24 protein-coding genes are annotated in these 25,000 nt (G+C 60.3%); 17 read left to right on the top strand and 7 right to left on the bottom strand.

Translation table 11 applies throughout. From position 1 onward, the window contains the following. Positions 1-47: 47 nt before the first annotated feature. Together BV106_RS15090 and BV106_RS15085 are read right to left on the bottom strand one after the other, a co-directional pair. The gene (locus tag BV106_RS15090) at positions 48-593 is read right to left on the bottom strand and encodes a hypothetical protein (protein WP_038166028.1); all 546 of its coding nucleotides are present in this window, start codon (positions 591-593) and stop codon (positions 48-50) included. A 459-nt stretch (positions 594-1,052) separates the two neighbouring features. Beyond that, positions 1,053-1,334: a DUF2164 domain-containing protein gene (locus BV106_RS15085; protein WP_038166116.1), complete on the bottom strand. Its 282-nt coding sequence runs from the start codon at positions 1,332-1,334 to the stop codon at positions 1,053-1,055. A gap of 525 nt (positions 1,335-1,859) precedes the next feature. Here BV106_RS15085 and BV106_RS15075 point away from each other — a divergent pair. The 7 genes from BV106_RS15075 (at position 1,860) to ruvC (ending at position 6,571) form a co-directional block, all read left to right on the top strand. After that, on the top strand, positions 1,860-3,068 hold the full coding sequence (locus BV106_RS15075) for a Gfo/Idh/MocA family oxidoreductase (protein ID WP_038166026.1): 1,209 nt from the start codon (positions 1,860-1,862) through the stop codon (positions 3,066-3,068). Between the two features lie 42 nt (positions 3,069-3,110). Further along, positions 3,111-4,007 carry a sugar phosphate isomerase/epimerase family protein gene (locus tag BV106_RS15070; RefSeq protein WP_038166025.1) on the top strand — a complete coding sequence of 299 codons (897 nt, stop codon included), beginning with the start codon at positions 3,111-3,113 and terminating at the stop codon, positions 4,005-4,007. A 122-nt stretch (positions 4,008-4,129) separates the two neighbouring features. Continuing rightward, positions 4,130-4,366 carry a hypothetical protein gene (locus BV106_RS15065; protein ID WP_038166023.1) on the top strand — a complete coding sequence of 79 codons (237 nt, stop codon included), beginning with the start codon at positions 4,130-4,132 and terminating at the stop codon, positions 4,364-4,366. Positions 4,367-4,391: 25 nt separating this feature from the next. After that, complete coding sequence (locus BV106_RS15060) at positions 4,392-4,613, top strand: hypothetical protein (protein WP_009960066.1); 222 nt, start codon at positions 4,392-4,394, stop codon at positions 4,611-4,613. Between the two features lie 99 nt (positions 4,614-4,712). Continuing rightward, positions 4,713-5,378, top strand: coding sequence for a hypothetical protein (locus BV106_RS15055; protein ID WP_265595695.1), 666 nt, complete (start codon positions 4,713-4,715; stop codon positions 5,376-5,378). A gap of 37 nt (positions 5,379-5,415) precedes the next feature. Further along, positions 5,416-5,880, top strand: coding sequence for a DoxX family protein (locus BV106_RS15050; RefSeq protein ID WP_038166015.1), 465 nt, complete (start codon positions 5,416-5,418; stop codon positions 5,878-5,880). Between the two features lie 166 nt (positions 5,881-6,046). Beyond that, on the top strand, positions 6,047-6,571 hold the full coding sequence (gene ruvC, locus BV106_RS15045) for a crossover junction endodeoxyribonuclease RuvC (protein ID WP_038166013.1): 525 nt from the start codon (positions 6,047-6,049) through the stop codon (positions 6,569-6,571). 337 nt (positions 6,572-6,908) lie between these two features. Here ruvC and BV106_RS15040 read toward each other — a convergent pair whose 3' ends face one another. After that, on the bottom strand, positions 6,909-8,075 hold the full coding sequence (locus BV106_RS15040) for an SH3 domain-containing protein (protein ID WP_038166012.1): 1,167 nt from the start codon (positions 8,073-8,075) through the stop codon (positions 6,909-6,911). A gap of 117 nt (positions 8,076-8,192) precedes the next feature. Between BV106_RS15040 and BV106_RS15035 the strand changes: the two genes are divergently transcribed. The 3 genes from BV106_RS15035 (at position 8,193) to BV106_RS15025 (ending at position 10,813) form a co-directional block, all read left to right on the top strand. Then, positions 8,193-9,089 carry a dienelactone hydrolase family protein gene (locus BV106_RS15035; protein WP_038166010.1) on the top strand — a complete coding sequence of 299 codons (897 nt, stop codon included), beginning with the start codon at positions 8,193-8,195 and terminating at the stop codon, positions 9,087-9,089. An 18-nt stretch (positions 9,090-9,107) separates the two neighbouring features. After that, on the top strand, positions 9,108-9,368 hold the full coding sequence (locus tag BV106_RS15030) for a hypothetical protein (protein ID WP_038166008.1): 261 nt from the start codon (positions 9,108-9,110) through the stop codon (positions 9,366-9,368). 71 nt (positions 9,369-9,439) lie between these two features. Beyond that, the gene (locus tag BV106_RS15025; RefSeq protein WP_081891760.1) at positions 9,440-10,813 is read left to right on the top strand and encodes a serine hydrolase domain-containing protein; all 1,374 of its coding nucleotides are present in this window, start codon (positions 9,440-9,442) and stop codon (positions 10,811-10,813) included. 13 nt (positions 10,814-10,826) lie between these two features. On the opposite strand, the gene vccD is transcribed toward BV106_RS15025, so the two are convergent. From vccD to vccA, 4 genes are read right to left on the bottom strand one after another with little or no spacing between them, the layout of a single operon-like run. Next, a complete protein-coding gene (gene vccD, locus BV106_RS15020) occupies positions 10,827-11,477 on the bottom strand; it encodes a Verru_Chthon cassette protein D (RefSeq protein WP_038166004.1) in 651 nt (216 codons plus the stop codon). Further along, positions 11,474-12,601 (bottom strand): Verru_Chthon cassette protein C, encoded by a 1,128-nt coding sequence (gene vccC, locus BV106_RS15015; RefSeq protein WP_081891770.1) that lies wholly within the window; start codon positions 12,599-12,601, stop codon positions 11,474-11,476. The genes vccD and vccC overlap by 4 nt, the downstream gene beginning before the upstream one ends. Positions 12,602-12,638: 37 nt before the next feature. Beyond that, the gene (gene vccB / locus BV106_RS15010; protein WP_265595694.1) at positions 12,639-13,169 is read right to left on the bottom strand and encodes a Verru_Chthon cassette protein B; all 531 of its coding nucleotides are present in this window, start codon (positions 13,167-13,169) and stop codon (positions 12,639-12,641) included. Positions 13,170-13,210: 41 nt separating this feature from the next. Then, on the bottom strand, positions 13,211-17,305 hold the full coding sequence (gene vccA / locus BV106_RS15005; RefSeq protein WP_081891756.1) for a Verru_Chthon cassette protein A: 4,095 nt from the start codon (positions 17,303-17,305) through the stop codon (positions 13,211-13,213). 478 nt (positions 17,306-17,783) lie between these two features. Between vccA and BV106_RS15000 the strand changes: the two genes are divergently transcribed. The 7 genes from BV106_RS15000 (at position 17,784) to BV106_RS14970 (ending at position 24,942) form a co-directional block, all read left to right on the top strand. After that, complete coding sequence (locus BV106_RS15000; protein WP_051945893.1) at positions 17,784-18,758, top strand: TerC/Alx family metal homeostasis membrane protein; 975 nt, start codon at positions 17,784-17,786, stop codon at positions 18,756-18,758. Positions 18,759-18,862: 104 nt separating this feature from the next. Continuing rightward, positions 18,863-19,414, top strand: coding sequence for a TerD family protein (locus BV106_RS14995; protein ID WP_038165995.1), 552 nt, complete (start codon positions 18,863-18,865; stop codon positions 19,412-19,414). A 34-nt stretch (positions 19,415-19,448) separates the two neighbouring features. Next, the gene (locus BV106_RS14990) at positions 19,449-20,066 is read left to right on the top strand and encodes a TerD family protein (protein ID WP_038165993.1); all 618 of its coding nucleotides are present in this window, start codon (positions 19,449-19,451) and stop codon (positions 20,064-20,066) included. A gap of 18 nt (positions 20,067-20,084) precedes the next feature. Next, positions 20,085-20,723 carry a VWA domain-containing protein gene (locus BV106_RS14985; RefSeq protein ID WP_038165991.1) on the top strand — a complete coding sequence of 213 codons (639 nt, stop codon included), beginning with the start codon at positions 20,085-20,087 and terminating at the stop codon, positions 20,721-20,723. Positions 20,724-20,762: 39 nt separating this feature from the next. Further along, positions 20,763-21,398: a VWA domain-containing protein gene (locus tag BV106_RS14980; RefSeq protein WP_038165989.1), complete on the top strand. Its 636-nt coding sequence runs from the start codon at positions 20,763-20,765 to the stop codon at positions 21,396-21,398. 20 nt (positions 21,399-21,418) lie between these two features. Continuing rightward, on the top strand, positions 21,419-23,449 hold the full coding sequence (locus BV106_RS35635) for a PP2C family serine/threonine-protein phosphatase (RefSeq protein WP_051945891.1): 2,031 nt from the start codon (positions 21,419-21,421) through the stop codon (positions 23,447-23,449). Further along, positions 23,446-24,942: a serine/threonine-protein kinase gene (locus BV106_RS14970; protein WP_038165987.1), complete on the top strand. Its 1,497-nt coding sequence runs from the start codon at positions 23,446-23,448 to the stop codon at positions 24,940-24,942. The genes BV106_RS35635 and BV106_RS14970 overlap by 4 nt, the downstream gene beginning before the upstream one ends. Positions 24,943-25,000: the final 58 nt, after the last annotated feature.

The following is a 25,000-nucleotide window of genomic DNA, read 5'->3' as shown; positions in this document are numbered from 1 at the left end:
TTGGCGAGCCTTGAGCGAGTCTACGTCGGGTTGATGCATGACGAACTCTACTCCGAAGGAGTTACGGCGGTCTGCGATCTAATCGCCCCTTGGACCTCACGCGTGGAATCGATGCGCTTCAACAAACTCAAACAGTAGAACAACGGCACCGCACCAAACACCCCGAAGGAGCAATCAATCAGCCGCCAATACAAAGGAATACCGCGCACCGGTCCGCAGATCAGAGCCAGTGGGATCACCAGAAAACACGCCGCGATGCCCGTCCAGATTGCGAACCGCGATTCCCTCGGCTTGATCAAGGGACCGACGAAGAACAGGGCGATCACAATGTGCCCAAACGCCAGCCAGTCCGTGCCATAGGCGATCCAGGGATACTGGCCATACATGTCTTCAAGTCCGCACTTCACCGTGAGGATCCAAAACGTGAGGCCGTCGTGCCCCATCGGGGAAGCTGCATCCCCCACCCCCAGCGAGTTGGCCAGCAGCTTCATTTCCGCGAGCAGTGGAAAAGCGGTGACGCCGCTCACGATCAGCCCCGCGATGAAAAGGCCAAGAACGATGCGAAAACGGCGGGTGGCAGTGGCTGGAGTCATAGGCAGGTCCGTTGGTTTACTTCGAAAGGAACATGCGTCGGCAGTGTTTTGCCAGCAATGCACAAAGTATGAATTGCACGTGAAGGATTGATGAAGGCTGGGGGAAGCGCGAGCGGTTGAAATGGGCTTCGCTCATACGTCCAGCTTGGAGATGCACGATGACGGTGAGAAAGCGGTGTCGAGCCACCGGCACTCCAAGACACTGTCGTGAAACAAGGGCGTGCCATCCAGCAATGTCGCTCAAGGGCAATTGTCAACCAACCCGCCCAGCACTCCCATCTGCCAGCACCTAGCCCACAAGGTTCTAGGCACTACCACTCCCCCAATGCACCTACGCATTCGCGCCAGCGTCTTGGAGTGCCGGCGGCTTGACACCGCTTTGTAGCCGGGTACGACGCACCCTCACGACACAGTTGAGCGAAGGAATCGCATCGCCCGCCCCTATCTTCCATCCCCCTCTCACGGCTTGCGTCTCACCACCCGCGTCGCTCCCCGCTCATCCCAATAGGTCATGGGCTCCTCAAAGCAGGAACCCGAGAGATCTTCGGAGAACCGGAGCAAGCTCTTCTGCGCATCCTCCACCCCTTGATTGTAGGCAAAAGGTGCGATCTCCTTGAGAATGTAATCAAGAAAAGCCCCTGCCTGCAGATCACTCATTTCCTGGTCCAGGTGGCCATCGGCAAATCGCTGGAGGGAATCGACGACTTTCGCCCGTTGTTCTTTGGTCAATGAGAGAGGCATGGGTAGGGAGATTTTTCCAATCATGCTCATTCAGCGCGTGACGCGATGCAATGAAAACCAGCACGCATCCCCTCTCCTCTCCTACGACCGAGGCAACCGCCATGCCTGATGCGTGTAGAATTCCGTGAACCCACAGTCGGCACAAATCCATGCGGACACCGTAGTTTCTACATCCTCTTTAAAAATCAGCGCGTCCGGATTCCCCATGGTTTCGACTTTTAGAGGCTGTCTCCAGCTTCCAGACCCGCGAGCATGGACCTGAGCATCTTTGATGATCGACTCACTGGCGCATTTCGGACATTTCCCTGTCGCTTTCATGATGTGGATAGGCTCATAAACTATGCCCTGCGACAACGACCCGTCCAGCGACCAATTGCCTCTCATGGAAAAACTGAATCCTCCATGAGCATGCACTATATGCTCAGCCGATCCCGCATGGGGTTGCCCTACCACGCCCCATGACAAGAACCGCCTCCGCACGTTCGTAGTCGTCCGACATCAATCGCCGACGTTTCCCTTTCCCCCATGAACTCGCCCACCCGCCGCTCTTTCCTCAAAACCTCCACCACCGCCCTGGCGGCCACTATCAGCGCACGCACCGCCTTTGGCTCGCAGGCGAACAGCCGCATCAAAGTCGGCATGGTGGGCTGTGGCGGACGCGGCGGACTGATCGCCAAGATGTTTGTCGAGAACGGCTACTTTGAGATCGGCGGTGCCGCAGACTACTTCGCGGACAAGGCTCAGAAGCTGGGCAGCACCTATCAACTCGGTGCCGAACGCGCCTTCTCCGGCCTCGAGTGCGCAGAGAAAATGATCGCCAAGGGCGGGTTGGATGCCATCGCCATCATCAGCCCGCCCTATTTCCACCCTGCCCAGGCCAAGGCCGCCGTGGATGCCGGGTTGCATGTGTATCTTGCCAAACCGGTGGCGGTGGATGTGCCCGGCATCCAGAGCGTGCGCACCAGCGGCGAGCAGGCCCGCGCCAAGAAGCGAGTCTTCCTCATCGACTTTCAGTCCCGCACCGACTCCTTCTTCATGGAGGCGATGAAACGGGTGCAGGCCGGAGCGCTCGGCGATCTTGCCTTCGGCGAGGCCCGCTACCATGCGGGCCGCCTCAAGCCCAAAGGCACCGGGACGACACCGGAAGATCGCCTTAATAACTGGGTCTTCAACAAGGCCCTGAGTGGCGACATCGTCGTGGAGCAGAACATCCACACCCTGGACATGATGTCCTGGGCCTTCGGCAATACCGGTCCGCTCAAGGCCACCGCCACCTGCGCCCGCCGGGTCCGGGTGGATGTGGGCGATGCCAACGATACTTTCAGCGGCCTGCTGGAGTACCCCAATCAGGTCGGCGTTACCTTCAGTTCCCGGCAGTTCGATGCGCAAGGCGCCCCAGAGGGGATCAGATTCGACCTCTACGGCAGCAAAGGAGCCCTCCTCAGCGAGTATGGCGGCAACGTCATCATCCGCGGCGGGGCGGACACCTTCTACCGGGGTGGCGAGAATCGGGAACTCTACCGCACCGGCATCAGCGAGAACATGACCACCTTCCACAAGGCCATCACGGAAGGCGACTTCACCAACTCCACGCTGGAACCCAGCCTCACCAGCAACCTCACCTCCCTCCTGGTGCGCAGCGCCGCGTACAAGGGTCACGCGGTCACCTGGCAGGAGCTGCTGGCGGACAAGGAGGTCCTCACCCCAGATCTTAAAGGTTTGTTAAAGGATTGACGACCGCGCCCCGTTGTGGTGTAACTAGAGACCATCTCAAGGATGAGACGCCGTCACTTTGTCCAGAGCCTTGCCACGCTGCCCGTCTTGGGCGCTTGGAATGCCCACGGTGTCGCCGCTTCAGGCGGCAAATGCCAGCTCACCGGCATTGGTGCGTGCGACTGGACCCTGCGCCAAACGGCCAATCCCGCCTCGCTCGACGTCGCCAAGGAGATCGGTCTCGATGGCGTGCAGGTGGACTTCGGCCATACGCCTGCGGCAGATGGCTCTCTCCCGCTGCACGATCCCAAGCTCCAGGAGGAATTTCTGGCCAAATCGCAAGCCACTGGAATTGCCATCCCCTCTCTCGCCCTCGGCGTGCTCAACTCCATTGCCTACAAGAGCGAAGCCAGCGCCGAGAAGTGGGTGCTGGATAGCGTGCCCGTGGCCGTGAAGCTCAAGACCCCGGTGGTGCTGCTCGCCTTTTTCGGAAAAGGGGATCTCCGCCAGGATGAGGTCGGCATTGCCGCCACCGTCGCACGGCTCAAGACCCTAGCCCCCAAGGCCGAGGCCGCTGGCATCACGTACGGGATCGAGTCCTGGCTCAAGGTCGCCGATCTGGAACGCATCCTCGACGCCGTGAAATCCCCCGCCATCAAGGTCTACTATGATGTGGGGAACATGCAGAAGGAGAGCGAGGACGTCCACGCCGCCATCCTCCGCCTCGGCCAGGAGCGGATCTGCGAGGTCCATGCGAAGGACTACGACGATTTATATGGCAAAGGCAGCATGAATTTCGGCCGGGTGAAAGAGGCCCTGGACGAAATTAACTACCGCGGCTGGATGCATATCGAAGGGATTAAAATCCCCCATGGCGTGGTTCAGGACATGCAGTTTGACCTTCGCCATCTGCGATCCATCTTTCAGCCTGAACGACTTTCAAAAACAGCCCCCAGTTAAGAACCCCGTTTAAACCTCCCAAAGGACCGGTATTATCCCCATTTAAACGCCATTAATACTTGCGGAATTCCGCAGGTCTGGTAAAAACACGGTTAATATCCGGTTTTTACCGGCCTTAACTCATGGCGCGGCCCGCAAACACGGTTGAAACGGTAAGCATGACCATCTCGGTCACGCCCCAGCTCAAGCACTATCTCGAAGTGCTTTCCGTGCAGGGTATTTTCGGTGGGGGAAGTCCGCAGGACGTTGCAAAACACCTGCTGAACAACTCCATTCAGGAGCTGGTCCTCAAAGGGCTCCTGAAACCGAAAGAGTGGGTCTCCACGGGTGAAGGCAAGGTGCAGATCGCGACGGTCTAATTTCCCCCCTATCACCACCACACTCATGAACAAGGAACTCTGCTCCCCCTTTCCTCCGGTGCTTCAGTTTACGCCGGAAGTTGAGTCAGGCATGCTGGCTGCTGCCGACCTCACCTTCGAGCCTCGTCTCCAGAGCGAGCCGAGCATGTTCGACCTCGAGATCCTTGCCCACGACATCCTGCGCTACACGCCGGAGCTCGCTGCCCAGTTGATGCAGCTCGGCATGGAAAAGCTCGCCCGCGCCTGATCCTCCATTTGATCCGTCTGGTCTGTGATTCCCCGAGCGGAAACGGGGTGCACAGTTCTGCTTGTCACCTGGGGAAGTCTGTCCATGATGACGGACCGCATGAAGCTTCGCCCCCTCTCTCCGCTCTCGTTGCTCAGCCTGCCGCTGGCACTCGCCCTCTCCGCTTGTGGCACCTTGGAAAAGCTTCCCAAGGTCTCCATGCCCAAGCTGCCCGACATGAAGGTCAAAGTGCCCTTCGTGGGCACCGACAGCACGGCTCCTTCTGACGATCCCTCGCTGCCCTTCCAGCTCAATCAACCGCTGAGCGCAGGACACACCCTTGAGATTGCGGCCTATGCCGGCCAGATCTCCCCCAGCAAGATGTTTGCGGGCAAGGTGATGGTGGATGACAAGGGGCTCGTGGATCTGGGCAAATACGGCACGGTCAAGCTAGGCGGCCTGCGCCTGCATGAGGCGGTGCTGCCGCTGGAGAGCGCCTTCCGCCGTCATCGCGGTCAGTCTCTGATCAACGTCCAGATCATACGGGTGGAAGACACACCTCTCCTCAGCCTCCGCGGCGCCGTCAAGCAGCCCGGCATCATCCAGTTCTTTGATGGAGCCACCCCTGCCTCAGTGCTCCGCCACGCTGGCGGCCGCACCGGCGATCCCACGGCCACGGCCGTGTATGTCACACGCAACGGCCAGCGCGCCTTTCACGTGAACTACTTGAACAGTGAGATCCCGCTGGAGCCAGGCGATATTGTGACGTTCTCAGACTCGCTCTGATCCGTATCTCTGCGCAACCTCCACCACCCCTTTCGGCATGCCCTACGAAACCGCCCCCGGCAGCCCTGAGCAGCCATTGATCGACGTCATCCCTCTGCGCATCGGCGCAGGGCTCACCCTCCTCTACATGCACGCCTGGCAGCACGCCTTCCTGGCGTGGCGCGCCGTCTGGCACCAGGAGCCCTGGGAAGTCATCGGCGTGGTGGAGCAGTCCGGCCTCCCCCTGCCAAAAGTTCTCGCCGCCTTCGCAGCTGGCATCGCCATCTTCACCGCCGTGTGCTGGATCCTCGGCTTCTTCACCCGCTTTGCCTCGGTCGCCTTCATCCCCGTCACCTTGGGGGCACTCTGGGTGTGCAATCGCGTGGGGCAGAGCTTCGGTGCCGAGTCCTGCATCCTCTTCCTCCTCATCGCCATCACGCTCATCATCAAGGGACCCGGCTGGCTCTCCGTGGACGCGCTCTTCTCCCGCGGGAAGAAACAGCGCAAGGCGATCTACCTCTGAGTGGCAACGGTCTCTGTCTTTTCCTAGAACTTGGACAGCCGATGTGGACCAACCCACATCGGCCCGCTGCATACCTGAATAAGCTCCTCTCAGATCAGTGGAATTCTGTTAATTCCGTTAATTCCGTTAATTCTGTCCAAGTTCTCCTCTTCGAGTTCCATTCCACATGTCCACCCCAGCCGCCCCCGTCCGCATTCTCGCGGTCGACCCTGCGCTTCGCAATACCGGCTGGGCCGTGCTCCAGCATGAAGGGCGCACCACCACGGCTTTGGCCTATGGCGTGATCCAGAATCACGCCAAGCTCCTCACCTCCGGCTGCCTTGTCGCGATTCGGGAACAGTTGAGCGAGGTCATCAAGAAGTTTGGCCCCACGTCCTGCGCGATCGAGTCCACCATCTTCGTGCAGAGCTACAAGACCGCCATCACCCTCGGCAGCGTCCGTGGTGCGGTCTTGATCGCTGCCGCCGAACACGGTCTGCCCATCTACGACTACGCTCCTCGCGAAGTGAAACAGGCCGCCGTGGGCAAAGGCGCCGCCGCCAAGGAACAGGTCGCCTTCATGATGCGCTCCATGCTCCGCCTCCGTGAAACACCCCCGTCCGATGCCGCCGATGCCTTGGCCGTGGGCCTGGCGCATATTCAAGCGACGGCGGGGGCCTTGAGCGTGGGACGGGAGAGGGAGCGGGCTTGAGTTCAGTGGGCAGTAGGCAGTTCTCAGTGGGCAAGGTGTTGGACGCCCATCTCAACCTAAGCATCCCCAGAGCTTGCTAACACGACAGGTGACGCTGGCGTCCCGCCGGGATTACCTGAGTCGATCTGTCTTCACAGAATCACCAAATGCCGATCCTCATGCAAGGAGCGGCGGTTTGTGCTTGCACAACCACCGTAGGTGAACGGAGGAAGTCCTTTCTCAAGTCAGTAAATGCAATGGGGCCACTTACGGTACTCAGCATTCGAAAGTTGATCGCTCCGATCCCCATCGGCGGTTGTGCAAGCACAAACCCACCGCGCTCTCCTCTGCCCACTGACTACCGCCGTTCCACCTCCACGTTCTCCACCCGCCCGGCACCGCCGGCCACGACCACGGTCATGAGATAGGTCCGCCCGATTGAATGGATCGATCCATCCGCATGCTTGCCCTCCCAATACTCGTGCCGACGCAAGATCAGCCTTTGGGGTGACTCCCACCTCAATGGCTCCACGTGGGTGTAGATCTGCTTTGCCCCTTTGAGCTCGGCATCGCCAGCGCGCCCCGGCAGTTCCGGTTCAGACACCTCCACGCGGGAAAACTTGGCGGTTCCTGCAGCCTGGTAGATCACGGTCTCCGCCGACATTCCCGCGACACTATACAACGCAACCCGGCGCGAGTCTGGACTCCACAACACCCGTCCTTCACGGTCAATGCCCATGCCCTGGTCATCAGGAGTGAGTTCCGCCAGCACACTGCCGTTATCTTTGGCCACCAACTCCGCCCGCTCCACCTTCGAGTTCTCACGCGGCTCCGCGGTGCTGAAAACCTTGCGGACGGCGCACTTCCCGTCTGGAGACACCCAGTCCACGATCTCCTTGCGAAACATCAACGCCGCCGTCTTCGGAAAGTGTCGGGCGAGATACCCCATGGGCTCGAACACGCCCATCTCCATGGCTTTCATGTACTCACTCCGCACCGCGAGGCGATAGTCCAGCGACTGACCCGCCAGGAAGGCACTCCACCTCTCATCTCCGAGGAGATGGATCACATCCATGAAATAACCACAGTGCGTCTCCGCCGTTCCACCATCCGTGTCGGTGATAGCAAAGTACGCCTTCACGGCCGTGGGCTCGCCTTTGGCCGCCCCACGGGCCAGGCGGTAGTAGTTGATGCCACGCCCTTGGCCATAGAGGGCGAGTTCATCACCCGGGTCCCCGTCTTTAAGGTCCGCCATCTCCGCATGCATCATGATGCGGCTATAGTGCATCCAGCCCCCTTTGCCCGATGCCAGAGTCACCCGCCACCATTCCGAGCCCTCACCAGGCTCGAAGTCGAACACCTCCCCCGCAGGCACCTTGGCGATCACCGCAGCGTCAGCCGACTGCCCGGCACGCAGATTGGAATGTCCGTCGGAATCGTGGATCTGCCCCCGCTGCGCGGCCGCAGCCCCAGCCCCGCCGACGGCCCACAGGCACGTCAGCACCAACACCTGGAACGTCTTCATCTTACTGCTGTTTGTTTCCCCGGAGGCCCCACGTGACAAAATTCTTTCGCGTCCCAGTCACCGTCGCAATCGGACGAGACTTCCCAAACTCCACCCCAGTCGCTAGGCTGAGTGGCTATGGAACGAAAAATCGCTTCTGAATTCGACCAGGAACTGCTGGATCTGTACGATGATTTTGCCCACAGCCGCATTGACCGGCGCGTCTTTCTGGACCGGGCATCCAAGTTCGCCGTGGGTGGCATGACGGCCGCCGCCCTGCTGGAAGTCCTCAGTCCCAAGTACGTCTTCGCCGCCCAGGTGGCCAAGGACGACGCCCGCATCACCACCAGTTACGAAGAATACCCTTCCCCCAAGGGAGCAGGAAAAATGCGCGGCCTCCTGGTGAAGCCCGCCAACGCCACCGGCAAACTGCCGGGCATCATCGTGGTGCATGAGAACCGCGGCCTCAATCCCTACATCGAAGACGTCGCGCGCCGCCTCGGCACCGCCGGTTTCGTCGCCTTCGCCCCTGATGCCCTCTTCCCTGTAGGAGGCTACCCGGGTGATGATGAAAAAGGCAAGGAACTGCAGGCCAAACGCGATGGCAAAGAGATGGTGGAGGACTTCATCGCCGCCGCCGAGTGGCTGCAAAAGAATCCTGCCACCGACGGCAAAATCGGCGTGGTCGGCTTCTGCTTTGGCGGACTGATTTCCAATACCCTCGCCTACCGCATCCCGGACGTGATCAAGGCCGCGGTGCCCTTCTACGGCCGCCAGCCCGCCGCAGAAGATGTGCCCAAGATCAAAGCCCCCCTTCTGCTGCACTATGCAGAGCTAGACACTCGGGTGAACGAAGGCTGGCCCGCCTACGAAGAAGCGCTGAAGAAAGCCGGCGTGACCTACACCGCCCACATCTACCCGAAGGCCAACCACGGCTTCCACAACGACACCACGCCCCGCTACGACGAAGCTGCGGCGAAACTCGCTTGGGAGCGTACCCTGGAGTTCTTCAACAAGACGTTGAAGGGAGCTTAACCCTCTCTCCCTCACCCCTTGCCTGCCAAAAAGAAACCCTCTGACAAACCGCTGACGGGAACCGACCTGATCAAGGAGGTCTCCCGTCGCATTCGTGCCGCTCGCAGCCTGTGGGATGCGCATCGCAATGCCGCCTGCCGGGGCGAGCGAACCAAAGCCCTGGCTCTCTACGAGACCTTGACGGATGCGGAGAAGGACAAGATCCCACAGGAGCTCCGCGTCTGGCTGAGATACCGTAGTGAGAAGTACTTCGGCGATGGGCGCACGCCACCGAAGTAGCAGCCAGCCCCGGGGAGCATTCGCGGCACAGTTCCACTCGTCTCGCCCACTTGCCTGCGGCTCCTTGCTGGATGAGAATCCGCCCCATGCAGCGGAACTCCCCCGGCCAGGCCTTGATCACTCTCGCGGTTTACGCCGTGGCCGCCGCTTTGACCTCTTTGGCCGAAGCCCGTACTTGGACGGAAGCCGCCTCGGGGCGAAAGATCGAAGCCGAGATGGTCTCGTCGGACGACAAGTCGGTCACCATCGCCGTACGCACCGGCCAGCGTTTCACCCTGCCCCTGGATCGCCTGACTGCCGAGGATCAGGCGTTCGTGCGACAGAACAAATCCTCTCTGCCGCAGCCGATCGGCGCTCCTCCCGCTGAAAAAGAAGCCAGGGCCAAAGCGGATCGATTCGAAGCGATCAACATGTCCGGGGCTGACGCGATCCCTAGCACGGGGACGGTGAACCAGGACCTCGCTCCGGTGGACGAAGCCATCAAGAAGTTCATGGCGGAAAAGGGCATCGGAGCCCTCACCTTTGCGATCACCAAAGAGGGCAAAGTCCTGCACAATTTCGCTTATGGGTGGTCCGACGCCAAACTCAAGATACCGTTGCCGATCGGGACTAAAATGAGGATCGCCTCCCTGACGAAGCCGGTGGTCAGTGCCGCCATTCACACGCTGGTGACCGACGGCAAACTGAAAATGGAGGATCACGTCTTCACCGTACTGGAGCTGGATAAACTGAAAGAGGCCAAGGGCTGCGACGAGCGGTGGAAGAAAATAACGATCCAACAACTGCTGGAGCACAAAGGCGGCTGGGATCGCGACAAATCCGGGGATCTCACGAGTCGCGGAGACATGATCGAGGCGATGTTTCGCATCAAGACCGAGGAAACAGAGCCCATGCACGTGGTCCGCTACGGCCTGACCTTGCCACTGGATTTCGAGCCCGGTGAGCGCTCCGCCTACAGCAACTACGGCTACATCCTGCTCGCCCGCGTCATTGAGAAACTGAGCCAGCAGACGCTGGTGGACTATCTTCAGACCACCGTAGCCGGCAAGTCGAAAGCCCACTCCTTCAGCCTCAGCGCCTCAGACGCCAGGGACCGGCAACCGGGCGAGGTCTGGTACTGCTACCATCCTGAATATCCGCAAAAACAGGTGCCGCTGGACTTCCACGTGGAGGCACGTGACGGCGCGGGGGCTCTCGCCTGCACTGCGGCTGACTACTGCCGGTTTCTGGAGCACTATTGGATCAGCGGTGAAGTGCGTGACCAGCGCCGGCTCGCCTACACCTTCGACGGCAGTCTCCCCGGCGTGACCGCCATCTGTGCACAGCGCTTAGACGGTGTCTGCTACGCCGCCATTGCCAATCGCCGGGACAAGGTGCAGAGCGAATGGAACGAGGAACTACGCAGCGCCATCAACGCCGCCCTGGCCCGCACCAGCCTCAAGTAACCCACGCATCTTCTCAATAGAGCACCACCGCCCCGGTGACCGGATCCAGAACGATGGACCGGTAGTCCGCCGGCAGATCCTTCGGCGAACCTTCCGGCATCTCCCGCACCAGGGTGAACACCGTCTTGGCATCGCGAGGCAGGTTGGTGCGACCATCCGGCCGGATCAGGTAGGAGACGTACTCGTACGACATGCCGAGATCCGCATCATCCGGCCCGCTCTTCACCGGCGTCTTGCTCAACAGCGTGCTGTACTGGGGATCCCGCATCATGATCACGCCGCCCGTCAGTTTCTGCGCCTCAGTGGTGAATTGCAGCTTGGGTTTCCCATCAGAAGCCCATCCCGTGATCTTGGCGATCTGGTAGCCACGGTACTCTTCCCCACCGAGCCCCTCCTTCTCCGGATACCGGTAGAACCTCACCTCCACCGGCACGCTCTCCTTTTGCGCCAGCAGCACGGCGTGATCCAGATCCGCCGCCAGCTGCCTGGCCATGCCACCCAGTTGCTGGGTCGCCATGGATGCGGGCACGGTCAGTCCCGCCATCGCCATAAGCAGCGCCATCACGGCAATCACCACCAGCAGCTCCACCAGGGTGAATGCCTTCGCGTGTCTCAGCGCCTTGCGACGCTCACAGGTTCGATGCAACAATGCTTTCGCACTCATGGGGTGACCTCCGTGATCCATTTGCCGCTACGCAGCGTGACGGTGGCGTTCAGGGCCTTGAAGTGCAACCCCAGACCACCCAACGCCTTCTCCACCTCCGTCATGTCTTTCTCGTAGTCAGAGTATTTGGCAAACCGTCCTTTGAAGACATCTCGCACCTTCTGGGCAGCGGCATCATCGTCATCGCCAGAGTTGGCCACATACTTGTCATACGACTTCTCCTCCGAGGCGAAGAGCGTGACCAACACCTTGGGCGGCAGCTGATGCCGCCGGGAGCTGCTGATCGCGTTGCTCCCATTCCACTGGAAATCGCGAGTGTCATACGCGTACAGAGGATCTGGCTCCACCTTCACGTCCGAGTAGCCCTCGCCGCTGTTGGTCACTGTCACATTCGCAGAGTAAGGCACCAGCACCATGGCCAGGATGTTCTCCGCCACCGGACGGGAGTTGGCCACCAGATCCGCCTGGTACCATTGCAGCGCCTGCGCCTTGGCCGTTTTGCGATTCAGGGCAAACGTCTTGCTGTAGAGAATACTCTTCTCCGCCGGCTGGGAGTACTGCATGAGGCGGAAGCGCTTGCGCTCCGGATAGAGCTTCGTGGCCGTCTCGTCCTTCAAGAAGCCCGGACGGTAGGTGAGGTCCGTGTCATACTTCACGTAGAAGCCCCAGGCATTCACCAGAGTGTGCAACCGCTCCGTGCCTGCCACAGCGGGTGCCCCCGAACCCGGGGCATCCGTAAATGAACCCGCAAAACCCAGCGGCGCCTGGAAGAACATCGCCTGCCCTGCCTCCGCCCCGGTGCCCACCAGATCACTGGCAGCCCCCAGGATGAAGTGATGGTCCGACACCCGCTCATACCCCGTGGCGGCACCGGCGGCATTCCGCTTGTAGCTCCAGCTTGCATCCATCACCGCCTGGGAGAGGGAGCTGCTCACCGCATCCAGTGCAGCACGTGCTTCCTGAAACTCCCCCACATGCGCCGTCGCCTGGCTCATGGTGTTCTGCGTCCGCACCACGACATCCGCCATCAGCACCATGATGATGGCCAGCACACTCATAGAAAGCAGCAGCTCCACCAGCGTAAAGCCGCGCCCATCTCGCAAGGGTTTCAGGAATCTTCTCATGTCCATTGCGTCCAGGGTTTTCGACTTCGCAGTGCTTTCACTTTGTCTTCGTCAGGGGTCCGGTCTGCTCCACATTCACCACCCAGGTGGGGCGTTCCGTGTAGCGTCCAGAGCCCTCCACAAAGGCCTTGTCCGGGTCGCGGTCTCCCGTGAACCGCAGATTGAGCCGGCGCAGATAGGGATTGGTCAGCGCGTCACCAGTGAGCTTCGGTTCCGTCTTGTCCACCGTGGCCTGCACCGCATACATGCGCGCAGCATCCGTGACGCTCACCACTGGCGTCCCTGTCTGATCAAAGTAAAAGACCTTGTCCGCGAGGATGTTGGACCTCACCCCTCCCCCATCCTGCTTGATCCAGGTGGCCGTCTGGTAGTCGGACACGATCGTCTGGATCATGCGGGCCTCCGCCTGGCGGTTCGCGGAACTGCGCAGCGTGTCCAGTCCAAAGGGCACCAGCCCCAGCAACGTGAGGAGGCAGATGGTGGCGATGCCCACGGAGATCGCCACCTCCGCCAGCGTGAAGCCCGCCAGCTGGCGGACACGTCCGAAGTAGGGAAGGGTTGTTTTCATGAGGAGCGTTTTTTGGAGTTTTTTTGGGGAAGAGATCCGGTTCAAGGAGCAAACCGCTTGCGCTCGACCACGCGGAACCGGTAGTGCTGGTCCCAGCTGCGGAAGAAGTCGCTCCCGCCCACCATCACCGCCTTCAGTTCCTGGTCATTGGGATCCATGTAGCGCTCCAGCGTGGCGGAACCGCGGTGGTTGGAGAGCACGGCATCCGTCCCCTCCACCCAGCGGGTCGCGTCCGTGGAACGGGACTTCTTCAGCATCTGCACTCGGTAGTGCACGGTGAAGGTGTTCGACTTCGTGGTGAGCCGCGGATAGAGCTGGCCGTAGGGAGCCTCGCGGGAGTTGTCCCCAGTCAGCTCAAAGCCGTTCGGCGTGCCGCTGCTGGGGGATTCCAGCCCGCCGGCCCCGTTCCACCACTCCACCATGTCTGCATACTTGGTCGGCGGCACCTTGGCATCCGTATTGTAGCTGGCCCCGGGAAACCTGCGCGGCACCAGAAAGATCTCACAGATCTCGGATGCGGATCGGAACACATCCCCTTTGGAGAAGCGGTTTTCAAAACCCTCCAGCGTGGCATCCGTATTCACCGCATAACGGAGTTCATACTTGTGGCGGGTGCCCTCCTTGTAGTTGTTGCCACTGCCGTTGCTCAGCCCCGCCGAGGTGGTGCCGCCTGCGGACAGTGGGGTGATCGCCGTGAGCACTGTTGACTTGAACGCTGCATGCAGGCCGCTAGTCCGCCGGATGTGGCGGAAGGGCTGCATCTCATAGTTCATGTTGATCTTGCCCGCCGTGGAGAAGGCTTCACTGATGGCGTATGGCTCCACCACCGGCATCCACCACAGGTCCAGCCAGAGGTGATCCCGCGGCCCCTTGAAACCCTCATGATCCGCCGCCACGGGCTCGTTCAATGCCACAGTCGAACGGGAGGCCGGGTTGGGGCAGAACAAGAGCGTCTGCCATGGGCGCGGGGCCTCCGCCGCGATGAGCTCCGATGGGTTCGAGCCAAATATCCCTGAAGGCAGGGACCCGAACGCCACTGCTGAGGCGATCTGGCGATTCGGACTGTACGTGGGTCCGCTCTCCACGTTGAAGGATCCGCGCGAGAAGTAACCCAAGTCGGTGTCGTTGGCCTGGTTGTTCGTGGCCGCATTGCCCTCGTCCGCCTTGTTGATGTAAGGACCATCTTCGATGCGGCCCGTTCCATTGTCCCAGTCGCCAGGGCGATTGTCGGAGTTGAATGCTCCCGCCAGTCCACGCGTTACGGCCGGGGGGCAATCGCGGAAGTAAGTCATCCCCTTCACCAGCACTCCGGCCGTGTTTTGTGTAGAAGGGCGGTTGGTCCCATTCCCCTTCCCGACGGTGTCGTCTGAACCAAAGTAGCCGATCTGACCCGCGTGGGTCTGTGCCCCTTGTCGCAGGAAGTGCAGCGCCCGCACCGTGGTATCCTCATATTTTGGATGGGTGGTGAACCAGGTGGCAGGCACTTGCTCCGTGGCAGCCAGCAGTCGCAGATCGCCCTTGGTGGGGCTTGTGGCCGCCGCGTTGATCTCCACACTGCGGGTCACATCGCCCTCCACGATGAGGCAGTTGAAGAGCCCTCCATCCACCTTCTTGTAGAAGCGCTTCGTGATGTCGGTCAACCCCTTGGTGGTCGCATCAGCAGGCTTCATCTTCGGCACCTGCAGAGTGGCAGGCGGAAACTTCAGCGTCAGCCTCTGTACGATGCGGGCACTGGCCTGCGCCCCAAAGCCCGTCTGCACCTCCACTACGATATCGCCACCACTAAAGACAAACTGGCCCTTGCCATCCACATCCACGAGTTCGCTGTAAAACGGGAACCCCTTTTTCTCGTCGGTTCGATCCAGGATTTTGTTGCTGCCGGCCGCATCCACGTCCCCGCTGCCTCCCAGATCTGCATTGACGAACTGGGCACCCAGCCCGGTGAAGGCCGTGTTGTGCCCCCCGTCCACCCATCCATTGGGGGTGCTTGCGCGGTTCACACCTGATGAAGGGAATCCCATGCTCGTCCCATCCGCCTTGAAGTTGTCCAGCCCCGTGATCTTGTAACGAACATTTGCGGACCAGCTCGGCATGCCCACCGTGGGGGAGAACGGCTCCAGCACGATGAAGGCCTGCATCTTCTTGGTCTTCAGGAAACCATCCGGCAGGGTCTCGCCCGTGTTCTCAGCCGCAACAAAAACAATCGCCACCTCAGTGATCGTAGGGAAGCGGCCGAACCCCTTGGTGGACTTGGTGACTGTCGAGGGGACGTCATTCTTGATGCCCGGGATCAGCGGCACTGCGGTGGATTCCCCCAGGTTCCCGCCACCGCGTTGCGGCAGGTACATGTACTTCGGTTCCATGCCCGTGTTGTAGCTATTCACCGACCAGCGCAAGAAGTCGAACATCTCCGTCAGGATCTGATCGCGCCGCACCGGGGTGTACTTGGTTTTGAAGTTGCCTCCAAAGCCCGGCACCTCATACGCCTTCACCGCGCCCCCCTCGGAGGTGGGCGAGTTGTTTCCAGTAAGCGCCTTGAGGTAGCTTTCATACATGTCTGAATTGCGGCCCGGCGCGGTGACCAGCGGCTTGTTGCCGAAGGAATCCTCCCCAATCTTGAGATCCCCTTTCGGGTCCTGGCTGGAGCCGGGATTGTCTTTGTTGGTATAGTTCGCCGCGCGCTGGATGTACCAGGTGCGTCCACCGCCCGTCCCCAGGAAGAGCAGCAACTTGTCCATCGCATTTCGATGCGCGGCATTCACTGAAGTGGGCCACAGCAGGATCCGCGGCTTGTTAAAAAGGTTCAGCTCCGGGGCCCGGCTGTGCGCCGTGAGGAAGAAGCGGCCGATCTCCATGTCCCGCCAGGTCAGGGCGGGGTTCTGCGCGGCCCGGTTGCGGTCATACACCAACTCATCAAGCGTGGCATACAGGCGATCATCTTTAACAGGAGCCCCGGTGCTGTCGACAAGCGGGATCGCCGCCGTGGGTGCCACCGTCCCGCCCATGCTCCCACCCCAGGGGATGCGGGGGCTGATGGCGTGATAACGCTGCACTCTGGCAGACACCTCTGCGTCGGTCATGCCAAAGTCCATCTTCCAGGGCTCGCCGAAGGCCTGGAACACGGGGCTCAGCGAGGTCTGCGCCGGATGCCCGGGGTAGCGGGAGAACTCGTTCTGCGCGGGCTGCTTTCTCGCATACTTCGCGTCGGAGTCCGTGTAAGCGCGAGGCATGTCCCAAGCGGTGCCTTCAGTGGCGGTGTTGATGTTAATCTTGGTGGAGTCGTCATCCGTCCAAAATGCCAACCTGCCTACAATGGGGTTTGCTGCAGTAGGGCGGTCCGTTTCAGGAAACTCCAGTCCCGCCTCGGCGGTACCACCTGTGGGTGCGACCAGCCGACCATCGGAGAGTTGATAATGCCAGCGCACCGGCATGGGCAGGCGCGCATCCAAGTTCGACTCATCCGCCGGCATCACCGTACCCGGCACGGCGGCACCAGCCAACGGCACCGTCGCCTTCGTGTTGCCACGGAAGTTGAACCCCTCCACCCCCACCCCACCCGAGCGGGGAAAGATGGCCCGAGGATCCGCAATGGGAAACTGGATGCCCACCTTCTGGCTGTCCGCCAGCACGACGGGAGCCGGTTCGTTCAAGTCCACATACATCCCCGGCACCTTTTGCCAGTTCGCCAGATCAGCTTCGTCAGTGTTCAGGGCGGTGGTCACCTCGGTAGTAGTCAGCCCTCCTGTGGTCGAGGTTACCCCTTCCTTCATCACCACCATGCGGTCGTCACTGTACAGCTTGTACATGGCCACCATCTTGGAGCGGGCGTTGCTCGTGGTGGCATCCTTCTCCGTGCCGTACACTCGAATCATGCCCGGCTGTGAGGCCCAGGTCTGGGTCACGCCATTCTGCTCAGTAGCCCGCCGGATCTGGGCGATCGCCAAATTGAGCGGCATCTCCGAGAGGTTCCGCGCATCCGCTGTATCCGAGAACGCCGCAGCGGCCCGTTGCTCAGTCCGCGCCAGGGTGAGGAAGGCCACCACGAGCATGGATACCAGCGCGACGGAGCCTAGAACGAGGACGAGCGCTATTCCAGCACGCCGCCGGAGAGAGGCCAATGTGGGTTTAAATTTCATGGCGAAATATTAAGCATATACCCTGTACCTACATCACGACGTTCAGCGCGTACTCCGTAGGCAGGTGTGAACTCCATGACTCGTCTCGACGGAAACGGAACTGCGGGCCCAACGAGCGGGTCCAATTTCTATAAAATGATGCTAAGAAGTTGATTTTGAATCATCAATAAGGAAACCTATCAGTCTCAATAGTAGATCATTTTATCAATCCCGTTTGATCCCCTAATTGAGACACTCCATTTCCCCAAGGCTCTCTAGTGGATGAAGCTCACCACAAAAGAATCTACATAGTAATTACAAACACAATCACCTCTCACAACACGCCCAGACTGAGGGCGGTTCTGATTCCAGACCTCCAACTACCCCGCTAAGCAATCCACTGGCCCGCCTTGGGTGCCAGACTTTCTTCTTGCGCGCCTTCCCAGACGCATGTCTAGGGAATCGGCGAAACGCTGGAACAACTGCCCCCTCTGTTACCATGTTGGAAAACTCCTTATCCGTATTCTCGTCCATCAGTCTCACTGACGTCCTGGTCTTCATCATACCGTTTGTCCTGGCGGTTCTGGTGGACCTTCTGACTCACAAGAGCGGACACAAGATCACCATGGGCAATGCCCTGATTTGGTCCATCATCTGGGTCCTTTGTTCCGCTGCTTTCGGATACTACATCTGGCACTCCCGAGGCGCTGAGGCTGGCAGTCTGTACGCGACCGGCTACGTCCTTGAGAAGGCCCTCGCACTGGACAACCTCTTTGCCTTCTACCTGATCTTCAAGTCCTTCGGCCTGACACAGGAAAACCGGCAGCACTTCCAGCACCGCATCCTCTATTGGGGCATTTTGGGAGCCATCATCTTCCGCTTCTTCTTCCTCGGCTTTGGTGCCCTGATCGTCAACGTCAGCCCTTACATCCTCATCCTCTTCGCCCTCGTGGTTCTCTGGACCGTGTGGAAGATGTGGAAGAGCGGTGAAGATGACGAAGAGGTGGACTACACCAGTCACTGGTCGGTGCTGGCGGTCCGCAAATTTGCCTCCACCAACCCTTCGATTGAGAGCGGCAAGTTCTTCCACCATGGCGTCACTCCCCTGTTTCTCTGCCTGATCTGCATCGAGGTCTGCGACGTGATCTTCGCCTTCGATTCCATGCCCGTAATCGTGGCCGTGGTTCGCGACCCCTACCTGATGATCACCTCCAGTCTCTGGGCGGCCGCTGGTCTGCGCAGTCTGTACTTCCTCTTGGTAGCGGCACAAGGGCTCTTCTGGGCTCTGGACAAGGCCGTGATGGTCCTGCTCATCTTTGTGTCTGGCAAGCTTATCGGAAGCGCCTTCGGCTTCCACCTGCCGAATGTCGTCAGTCTTTCCATCGTCGCAGTCGTGCTTCTTACCGGGGTGATCTGGTCACTCGCAGTCAAGGCGCCCGAGGAAGGTGAAAATGGCGACGCCGCTGAGAAATAACGGTTCCATACCGACCAGCTTCCGAATCTGCGATCAAGTGCCAGCGCCTGCGCGCTGGCACTTGGTTCCTCACAACCAAAACATCTTTTCCAGAAAAGACCGCGATGGCCATCAATCTAAGCAAAGGACAACGGGTAGACATCGGACTGCAGAAAATTGGCGTCGGCCTCGGCTGGGATCCGGCCAAGACGGGCCAGGATTTTGACCTTGATGCGTCTGCGTTCCTGCTCGGTGCGAACAACAAGATTCCTGCAGACGAGTTCTTCGTCTTCTACAACAACATGCAGTCGCCAGACGGCGCGGTGACGTCCTCAGGCGACGACCGCACGGGCGGCAACTCGGACGGGGACGATGAAACGCTCACCCTCGATCTGGGCAAAATTGATCCTCGCGTGGAGCAGATCGTCTTCACCGTGACGATTCACGACTACGAGACCCGTCGTCAGAACTTCGGGCAGGTGCGCAACTCCTTCATCCGCATCTACGACGCCGCCTCGGGTGACGAGATCTGCAAATACGAGCTCGACGAAGACTTCTCCATCGAGACCGCAGTGGAATTCGGCCGACTCTACAAACGCAACGGCGCCTGGAGGTTTGAAGCCATGGGGCTGGCCACCACAGGTGGCCTCCAGGCCTATGTGACCAAGTACGCGTAGCCATTGTTCTTCAGCCCTCTCATCCACCCCCTGCATGGCCATCAACCTCCAAAAAGGCCAGACCATCAGTCTGGAAAAGGACACCAACGATCTCAGCCAGATCACCATCGGGCTGGGATGGAAGATCCGCAAGAAGGGCTTCTTCGCCAAGCTGACCGGTGGCAGCCAGGAACATGACCTGGACGCCATCGCGTTTGTGCTGAACGAACAGGGCAAGGTGCGTAATCTCGGTGAGAAGCTCATCGGGAGTGATGTCATCTTTTTCCAGAACCTCCGCCACCCCAGCGGGGCCATTTACCACTCGGGCGACAACCGTGTGGGAGGCAGCGGTGACAATGACGATGAGCAGATCGTGGTGAAGCTCAACGCCCTCCCAGCGCAATACCACCGCATCGTCTTCCTGGTGCAGATCTATCAGGGACGCAGAAACAACCAGCACTTCGGCGAAGTGGAGAGCGCCTACATGCGAGCCATTGATGCCAAGGGGAAAGAGATCGCCCGGTACAGCCTGGGCGCGGATCCCAACTACAATGGCAAGTGCATCATGGTCTTCGGTGAAGTGGCCCGTCAGGGCAGTGGCTGGAAGTTCAGTGCCCTGGGTGAAGGCCAGGCCACCGATAACTTCGTGGATATCTTGAAAACCCACATCTAACCTTTCTTTTCATCCATCATGAGACGACTTCCTGTTTTCCTGCTTCTCGACACCTCAGGCTCCATGTTTGGGGAACCGATTGAACAGGTCAAAAACGGTGTGCAAATGCTGGTCTCCGCGCTTCGCCAGGATCCCTATGCGCTGGAGACCGCCTTCCTCAGCGTGATCACCTTTGACTCGAATGCCACGGAGAAGGTGCCGCTTACAGAGCTGACCGCCTTCCAGGTGCCCGCCCTGACTGCCCAGGGTGCCACCTCGCTTGGTGACGCCTTGTCACTCGTCGCGGATGTCGCCTCCAAACAACTCGCCAAAACCACCGCCACCACCAAGGGTGACTGGAAGCCCATGGTGTTCATCATGACCGATGGCGCCCCCACGGACGACTGGAAGAAGGGCCTTGGCCGCTTCCAGCAGGAGAAGTGGGGGGTCGTCGTCGGATGTGCTGTGAACAAGGGCGATGCCACCGTGCTTCAGCAGATCGCTGGTGATGCAGTGGTGCGCCTGGACACCTCGGACCATTCGGCCATGGCCAAGTTCTTCAAATGGGTGTCCGCCTCCGTCAGCAGCAACAGCAAGGCTGTCGAGACCGCTGGCAAGGAAGTCGAAGGCCTGGACCAACTGCCTCCCCCACCGCCTGAAATCAAGGTCGTGGTCTAGTCATTCAACTGCTCCCCGAAACCCCTTCTTATTTCCCTCATGCGACGCCTGCCCGTCTACCTCCTCATCGACACCTCTGGTTCGATGAAAGGAGAACCCCTGGAGTCTGTGAAAGTTGGACTTCAGGCCATGCTCAGCGGCTTGCGCCAGGATCCGCATGCACTCGAGTCCCTGCACCTTTCCATCATCACCTTTGACCGGGATGTGAAGGTGGTCCTGCCCCTCAGCAGCCTGGAGACCCTCCAGCTCCCCCCGATCGTCTGCCCTGATTCGGGTCCGACCAATCTGGGCGCCGCCCTGGAGGTCCTTTGCCAGAGAGTGGACACAGAGGTGCTCAAGTCTCAGGGCGAGAACAAAGGGGACTGGAAACCGATCCTCTTTGTCATGACCGACGGTTCCCCGTCCGACATCATGCTCTACAAGGAGACCGTCCCCCAGGTGAAGAAGCGCGGGTTCGCCAGCATCATTGCCTGTGCGGCCGGCCCCAAGGCCAAGAAGGACGAACTGCTGCCCCTGGCAGACCATGTGGTGACGCTGGACACGATGGACAGCGGTAGTTTCCTCAGCTTTTTCCGCTGGGTGTCCTCCAGTGTGGCAGCAGGCAATGTGAGCATGGGCGCCAGCACGGAGATCCATCTCCCCCCTCCGCCGCCTGAGGTGAACCTGGTGTTCTAACCCTCCTGTCACCTCTCTGCATGGCAGCCATCAATTCCCTCGGCACAAGGAATGAGCAGCGGCAGCCGCTGCACAAGTTTTTGCTGGGAAACCGGGACTTGATCCAGGCCGACCCGGCCCGCATCGTCCTGCCTCTCCTTCGTTGCCTCGCGGAGATTCACGCTGAGGGCAAGTCTCATGGGGCCGTGTGCGCCCAGAGGCTGATCTGTGCGCCCAATGGCGACTTCGACGTGGCCCTCTTCCGCCACCGCATCGGCTGGGATGACGCATTGACCGCCGCCGAGACTTACTACGGCTACCCCAATGGCCAGGGGGTGACGATGGAAGAACAGCAACAGCGCGACAAGCAGGCCCTGGCCAATGTCCTGCATCTCTTGATGCTGGGGCATGAAGTGCCCCCGCCTCCCACGAGGCTGAACGTCAGCATCCTCAGCCGGCTGGGGGAAGACAGCGCCTGGCCACAGGGATTCGTGTCCCTTGTCGAGCACCTGTTGACGGTTGATGGGCTCGAACCCACCCCGGAACTGGACGCACTGATCCACGCGCTCTCCCCGCCCGCCCCCACGCAGACTCCTCCTCCGGTCCCGGAATCCTCCCTGCCGGAAATCCCCACGACGCCGGCTGCGCAAGCACTCGCTCCCGCCCCTGCTGAAATCACCCTGCCGGAAGAGGCCACACCTGACCTGGAGCCTCCCGCACCGCCGCTCGCCGCAGAGTTGGCGGACGAAACCCCGCCCGGCCTTCCGTCCGACGCAGAACCACCCCCTGTTCCTCCTGCCGTGACTTCACGTGATTTTCCCAGCCCTCCCCCTCTGCCCTCCTACCCCGTCCGGCTCCCCAACGCCACGGTAGGTCGGGAGTACTCCGGGAACGTCCTGTCTCATCTGGCGACAGGAGCCCTCACCTTTGCATCCTTTGAGCCAGTCTCTGCCCTGCCAGAGGGTCTGACCACCAATGGCATCAGCATCACTGGCAGCCCTCTCCAGGCGGGTGAGTATGAGATTCCTGCTGCCTGCTTGATTCAAGGTGCGGACCCTGACCGTCCCGACAAGCTGTTGAGAACGCTTCAAATCACCATCAACGCAGATCCCCGATCTCTCTGGAAGAATCTGGCGTCAGACACCACCTCTCTCTTCTGGAAACCGGACACCGATACCGGCAGTCTGGGAGATTCGCCTCATCTGGTGGCGGCGGCCAGCCTGCGAGGGCGTTCCCACGCCCACGTGGGCAGCTGTCGTGACGATGACTTTTCCCTGGCGTGGTTTCCTCAATCCGGGTGGTATGTCCTGACGGTGGCCGATGGAGCAGGCAGTGCCAAGTATTCCCGGCAAGGGGCAAAAATTGCCTGCGCCAAGGTCAAAGAGCATTTCTCCAGCCTCCTCGGAGAGAATGGCCAGGATACTCTGACCCCCTTGACGGAAGCCTGGGCAGCAGACGCTGATTCCGCTGACAAGCGCCAGATGGTCAAGGGTGAGCTGTACAACCAGTTTGGCCGGGCAGCTTACGCAGCCCGCAAGGCCATTGAAGACCAAGCCAATGAATCTCAGGCCACGCTGCGGGATTTCCACACCACGCTGATCATCACGCTTGCCCGCCCCATGGCCACGGGCGGCTGGCTCATCGCCGCCTTTTCAGTGGGTGATGGCGGAGCTGCAGTGGTCGGCGTGCCTGACGGGGCCACCTGCCTGCTCACCCAACCGGATGGAGGCGAGTTTGCCGGGCAGACCATCTTCCTCACCATGAAGGAAGTCCTGGCCACTGGAGAAGGCATCATGAACCGGATCAAGTTTGCCCTGGTCCCACAGTTTGATGCCCTGGTCCTGGTTACAGACGGCATCTCCGATCCCAAGTTTAACAGCGAGTCCGCTCTCGCAGATCCCGCTGAATGGCAGGAACTCTGGACCGAACTGCAGCCTCTGGTGAGGGATGCCACCACCCGGGATCAGGCCGCAGAAAGCCTGCTCGAGTGGATGAACTTCTTTTCCCCCGGTCACCACGATGATCGCACCATCGCGATCCTCTGTGAAACTCATCTCCCTTCGAAACCATGAGCATCGTCAAACTGAAAGCCACGGACGGCACGGAATTCGAGTTCGACAGCGCCAATCAGGCAGGCTCGGGCGGGATGAAGGACGTGTACTTCTCCAAGGACAAGAAGCAGGTCGTGGGCTGGTACCGCAAGAAGCCCGACTACAACTCCATGGAACGCCTGCGGAACATCGTCGGCGTGTACCGGGAACGAATCTTCCAGCAAGAGGGCGGCGCCTACTGGGAACCCCTCTTCTGCTGGCCGACCCACATCATCGAGGATCAGGGTCACATCGGCATCGTCATGCCCACTTACAAGTCGCACTTCTTCTTCCAGTATGGGTCGAAGAATGACGACTTCCTGAGCATCAAGGGAAAGGAGAAGGAGGGGAAATGGTTCGCCTCCGCCAATCACCAGCAGAAGCACCTCGACCCCAGGGAACGAGGAAACTGGCTCAGCTACTTCACCACCTGCATCAAGATCGCGCGCTCCGTGGGGCGTCTGCACATGGCGGGCCTGGCCCACTCCGACCTCTCTTACAAGAACGTCCTGGTGGATCCTGCGGGCGGGAACGCCTGCATCATCGACATCGACACTCTGGTGGTACCCGGCCGCTATCCGCCTGATGTGGTGGGCACCCCGGACTTCATCGCCCCTGAGGTGATGGCCACCCTCAAGTTGCCGGTAGGAGATCCCAAAAAGCACCTGCCCCGCATCGAGACGGACCGCCATGCCCTGGCTGTGCTCGTTTACATGTACCTCCTCTACCGGCACCCGCTGCGGGGACGGAAGATCCACGATGCCGATCCTCAGAAGGACGAGGAGCTCGGCATGGGGGAAAAGGCGCTCTTCATCGAGCATCCCACTGATTCCTCGAACCGGAGTGACCCCACGTCCGTCAAGCCGGGCTTCCTCCCCTTTGCCGACACCGCGAAGATTCCCTACACCGTCTGCGGACCGTATCTGAAAGAGGTCTTCGACAAGGCCTTCATTACCGGCCTGCACTCTCCGGACCAGCGTCCCACGGTGCAGGACATGGAGACGGCGCTGGTCAAGACGGTGGATCTCGCCCAACCCTGCGCCAACCCGAACTGCGACCAGAAATGGTTCGTCTTTGACAACAGCACCAAGCCTCGCTGCCCCTTCTGCGGCACCGCCTTTGTCGGCCCGCTGCCGGTGCTCAACCTGTACTCCTCCCGCGGAGGCGGGAAGTTCCTGCCGGACAACCACCGGCTCATGGTCTATTCCAACCAATACCTGTATCCCTGGCATGTCTCCCGACTGGTGTTCCCCAGCGCCAGGCTGACGGAGGCCCAGCGCAAGCCCGTGGGCTACTTTGTCTTCCACGGGGGCAAATGGCTGCTGGTGAACCAGACCCTACCCGGGCTCAAAGATGTCGGCACGGGCGAAGCCATCCTGCCCGGCAGCCGGGTGGAGCTGAAGAACGACCAGAAGCTGCTCCTCAGCCCTGAAGAGGGGGGGCGCCTGGTCCACATCCAGATGGCCAACGTGTAGCCGGCCTCCGGCACTGTATTTCATCGATCCCCATCCTCCGGTTTCAAAAGTCCACCTC

The sequence above is a fragment of the Verrucomicrobium sp. BvORR106 genome (genome assembly GCF_000739655.1).
Taxonomy (GTDB): domain Bacteria; phylum Verrucomicrobiota; class Verrucomicrobiia; order Verrucomicrobiales; family Verrucomicrobiaceae; genus Verrucomicrobium.
This window is presented reverse-complemented; position numbering and strand designations above follow the sequence as displayed.

Coding starts and splice junctions, on each gene's coding strand:
- BV106_RS15090 (WP_038166028.1), bottom strand. CDS start 593: ATGACTCCAGCCACTGCCACCCGCCGTTTTCGCATCGTTCTTGGCCTT.
- BV106_RS15075 (WP_038166026.1), top strand. CDS start 1,860: ATGAACTCGCCCACCCGCCGCTCTTTCCTCAAAACCTCCACCACCGCC.
- BV106_RS15025 (WP_081891760.1), top strand. CDS start 9,440: ATGAGAATCCGCCCCATGCAGCGGAACTCCCCCGGCCAGGCCTTGATC.
- BV106_RS15060 (WP_009960066.1), top strand. CDS start 4,392: ATGAACAAGGAACTCTGCTCCCCCTTTCCTCCGGTGCTTCAGTTTACG.
- BV106_RS15050 (WP_038166015.1), top strand. CDS start 5,416: ATGCCCTACGAAACCGCCCCCGGCAGCCCTGAGCAGCCATTGATCGAC.
- BV106_RS15065 (WP_038166023.1), top strand. CDS start 4,130: ATGGCGCGGCCCGCAAACACGGTTGAAACGGTAAGCATGACCATCTCG.
- vccA (WP_081891756.1), bottom strand. CDS start 17,305: ATGAAATTTAAACCCACATTGGCCTCTCTCCGGCGGCGTGCTGGAATA.
- BV106_RS15035 (WP_038166010.1), top strand. CDS start 8,193: ATGGAACGAAAAATCGCTTCTGAATTCGACCAGGAACTGCTGGATCTG.
- vccB (WP_265595694.1), bottom strand. CDS start 13,169: ATGAAAACAACCCTTCCCTACTTCGGACGTGTCCGCCAGCTGGCGGGC.
- vccD (WP_038166004.1), bottom strand. CDS start 11,477: ATGAGTGCGAAAGCATTGTTGCATCGAACCTGTGAGCGTCGCAAGGCG.
- BV106_RS14985 (WP_038165991.1), top strand. CDS start 20,085: ATGAGACGACTTCCTGTTTTCCTGCTTCTCGACACCTCAGGCTCCATG.
- BV106_RS14980 (WP_038165989.1), top strand. CDS start 20,763: ATGCGACGCCTGCCCGTCTACCTCCTCATCGACACCTCTGGTTCGATG.
- BV106_RS14990 (WP_038165993.1), top strand. CDS start 19,449: ATGGCCATCAACCTCCAAAAAGGCCAGACCATCAGTCTGGAAAAGGAC.
- BV106_RS15070 (WP_038166025.1), top strand. CDS start 3,111: ATGAGACGCCGTCACTTTGTCCAGAGCCTTGCCACGCTGCCCGTCTTG.
- ruvC (WP_038166013.1), top strand. CDS start 6,047: ATGTCCACCCCAGCCGCCCCCGTCCGCATTCTCGCGGTCGACCCTGCG.
- BV106_RS15000 (WP_051945893.1), top strand. CDS start 17,784: ATGTTGGAAAACTCCTTATCCGTATTCTCGTCCATCAGTCTCACTGAC.
- BV106_RS15085 (WP_038166116.1), bottom strand. CDS start 1,334: ATGCCTCTCTCATTGACCAAAGAACAACGGGCGAAAGTCGTCGATTCC.
- BV106_RS35635 (WP_051945891.1), top strand. CDS start 21,419: ATGGCAGCCATCAATTCCCTCGGCACAAGGAATGAGCAGCGGCAGCCG.
- BV106_RS14995 (WP_038165995.1), top strand. CDS start 18,863: ATGGCCATCAATCTAAGCAAAGGACAACGGGTAGACATCGGACTGCAG.
- BV106_RS14970 (WP_038165987.1), top strand. CDS start 23,446: ATGAGCATCGTCAAACTGAAAGCCACGGACGGCACGGAATTCGAGTTC.
- BV106_RS15055 (WP_265595695.1), top strand. CDS start 4,713: ATGAAGCTTCGCCCCCTCTCTCCGCTCTCGTTGCTCAGCCTGCCGCTG.
- BV106_RS15040 (WP_038166012.1), bottom strand. CDS start 8,075: ATGAAGACGTTCCAGGTGTTGGTGCTGACGTGCCTGTGGGCCGTCGGC.
- vccC (WP_081891770.1), bottom strand. CDS start 12,601: ATGAGAAGATTCCTGAAACCCTTGCGAGATGGGCGCGGCTTTACGCTG.